The 2,610-nt window shown below is 53.3% G+C and carries 2 protein-coding genes; both read left to right on the forward strand.

Going from position 1 to position 2,610, the window contains the following annotated elements; all coding sequences use genetic code 11:
• The first annotated feature begins 293 nt into the window (after nucleotides 1-293).
• Entirely contained in the window at nucleotides 294-1,598 is a 1,305-nt protein-coding gene (locus tag FHT84_RS31205) for a PAN domain-containing protein (protein ID WP_246698693.1), read from the forward strand.
• A 9-nt stretch (nucleotides 1,599-1,607) separates the two neighbouring features.
• Nucleotides 1,608-2,372, forward strand: a complete 765-nt coding sequence (locus tag FHT84_RS31210) for a hypothetical protein (protein ID WP_183765878.1) — start codon at nucleotides 1,608-1,610, stop codon at nucleotides 2,370-2,372.
• Nucleotides 2,373-2,610: the final 238 nt, after the last annotated feature.

Consider the following 2,610-nt stretch of genomic DNA (forward strand, 5'->3'; position numbering starts at 1 on the left):
GCCGCGCTCTCAAACCACCATCCACCACAACGATGTCCTCACTGCCGTATCAGGTTCCTAATGACCCCAAATTCAATTCTGCCAAAGTAGTGCTAAGCTTTCTGATCGTTGCCATGTCATCTCCAATCGAAATTGAAGATCACGCGTAGTATGCCCCTGGAGAGGTGCCAAGGATTATCCCGGAACGAGCGTCGTCCATTAACCGCAATCCAGAATATACAGCCTCGCGCCTACAACAACCTTGTCAGCTTGAGGTCTATGTAGTTTGATAATCTTGGGCTGGGGGCTTGTTCATGCATAAATTGCTTCGATCTGCCGCGTTGAGCGCTGCGCTATGTGTAACAACAATGGCCAGCCCTGCAGCCGCGTCTGAGAAAGTCTTTGGCCCGTTTGTCTTGGATGACGCCAAGCCAGATGTCATAGTGATGAACGGCGATATCGACGTCGGCTCAGCGCTCAACTTCCGGCGGGCTCTTCACGCAGCCCCCGGCGCTAAGCTTATTACCTTGAACAGCTCAGGCGGCGCCGTGCAAATGGGTCTGCTGATGGCGGACGATATTCATGAGCGAAAGCTCGCGACCTACATCCCGAAAGACAGCGCATGCCTATCCGCATGTGCTTATATGTTTCTTGCCGGCATCGAGCGGAAAGTTGACGGCAAGCTCGGCGTGCATCAGATTTCCTCTGATACCTCGGACCTTGTGGGAGCGCAGCTCACGATTTCCGACATCATTGACGTCCTCAACCGCTTCGATACTCCGGTTGACGTGTTGAGCGTCATGTTCAAGACGCCGCCGAATGACATGCACGTCTTCACGCCAGAAGAGATTGACCGTTATAAGCTCAATCGAACTGGCGATGCGTTAAAGCCCTCTGCCGCCGGCGCGTCGGCAGCACCAGATACAACTCCGCCCGCCCCAAACGCGACGAGCACAACGGAATCAACTACGCAACCGGTGACACCGGAGCAGCCGCACTCGACAGAAACAACGGTAAGCGCAACGCCGACGCCGCAGACTCAAGCGAAACTCTCAACGATCGAAGAATTCACGAAGCGCCCAAATCGGATCGCCGTCTATACCGGCTTGGATCTCTTCGGCGACGACATTTCTTCTATCCGCGCAAGCGACGCTGCGGAATGTGCTCAGAGTTGTCTGGTGATGAACGGTCAATGCAAGGCGTTCACCTTCAACGCCAACCCAAAGATCACAAAAGGACCGAACTGCTTCCTCAAATCCAGCGCAGGGCGGGCAGATGGAAATAGTGTCGCCTTCTCAGGCCGATTCCTCAGCGGTGCCGACGCCGACCCGCCGACATTTGCTCTTGGAACGATCGACCCGCAGAGCGCACTCTTTCACGACGTTGACTTTCGAGGCGGCGATCTCTCCCCACGCCCTCATAGCACCGCCAAGACGCCGCTCGACTGTCGCCTCGCTTGCGTTGACGACAATCGCTGCATGGCATTCTCCTATAATTATGCGAAGAAGCAGTGCTGGCTGAAAGGGTCGATTGGCACACCCATGCCAGGCAAGGGAATGGTCAGCGGGTTTAAGAAGTTTCAGAACTTCTCGCCCGCGAAGATCATCAGCTTGAACTAAGGGGCGGCCATGCGATTTTCTGAAGAAGTATGCGAGCGGCTTGGCAACTACGTCTATCGCCTCATCGATCCGCGGAACGGCGAGACGTTTTACGTTGGTAAAGGTCGTAACAATCGCGTATTCGATCATGCCGCTGGCGTCGCAGACTTAACAGATGACGACAGCCAAACACTTGGATCAAAGCTCGATCGCATCCGGGCGATAAAGAACGCTGGGCTTGAAGTGCTACATGTCATCCATCGTCATGAGATACCTGAGACAGCGATCTTTGAAGTCGAGGCTGCACTGATCGATGCCTATCCAGGCCTCACTAACACCCAGGGCGGCCACGCCAGCAGCGACCGTGGTCCCATGAACCATGTCGAGATCGTGGACAAATACAGCCTTCCGGCATTTCCTTCGAATCCAGAGCATCGCCTTGTTCTGATCAACATCAATAAGCTTGATAATAAGTTCGATCGTCGAGCAATATACAATCTCGTCCGCTATTGCTGGAGAATTTCAAAGTCACGCGCTGAGAATGCTCAGTATGTTCTCGCTGTTGTCCGCGGTGTGGTTGTAGGAGCGTTTGAGGCCGAGAGGTGGATGGCCGCAACTGCCGACAACTTCCCTGACATCCCTTATGCCGATGGCTCAGAGGCACAAAGGCTCGGCTTTGTCGGGCGGGATGCACCGAAAGAGATATGGGATCTCTACGTTGGTGTAAGAGGTAAGCGGATAGCTGCCCCCGAGCTTAAGCACGTTCAAAATCCCGTCCGGTTTTGGAATTGTTGAAGAATGGCCGATGGGCAGAATAATGTTGAAGCGTCTCAACAACTCTGCATTTGACGATGTATTGCACTTCAATACACAGATTAACAATCGGATTAATTATCATTTTACATCGGGAGCGGCCCAATGGCGAAATCTAAGATAACTAGAGCGTTTCCCTGACTGACTGAATCGAGTTGCTTTTCAAATCGCTCACATTCTGATTCAAACTATCTGCCGATGGAGGTCGGCAGATATGTCG

Source organism: Rhizobium sp. BK289 (genome assembly GCF_014193575.1).
Classification (GTDB): Bacteria; Pseudomonadota; Alphaproteobacteria; order Rhizobiales; family Rhizobiaceae; genus Rhizobium; species Rhizobium tropici_C.